The 292-nt window shown below is 74.3% G+C and carries 1 pseudogene; it reads left to right on the forward strand.

Going from position 1 to position 292, the window contains the following annotated elements:
* Positions 1–277, forward strand: a pseudogene (locus tag QWY28_RS23450) (gluconokinase); the annotation flags it as partial.
* Positions 278–292: the final 15 nt, after the last annotated feature.

The following is a 292-nucleotide window of genomic DNA, read 5'->3' on the forward strand; positions in this document are numbered from 1 at the left end:
GCTCAAGCGCGCCTACCGCGACCGGCTGCGCGAGCACGTGCCCGACCTGTGGTTCCTGCACCTGCACGCACCGACCGAGGTGCTGGCCGAGCGGATGGCCCGGCGCACCCGCCACTTCATGCCCACCTCCCTGCTCACCTCCCAGATCGACACCCTCGAGCCGCTCGGCGACGACGAGGCGGGAGGCGTCGTCGACGTCACCCCGCCCCTCGACGAGGTCGTGTCCGCCGCGCTCGACGCGCTCGCCCAGCACCGCGACGACGTACGCCGCTCCTAGGCCCGCGCGCCGGTC

It is taken from the genome of Nocardioides oceani (genome assembly GCF_030412965.1).
Taxonomy (GTDB): Bacteria; Actinomycetota; Actinomycetes; order Propionibacteriales; family Nocardioidaceae; genus Nocardioides; species Nocardioides oceani.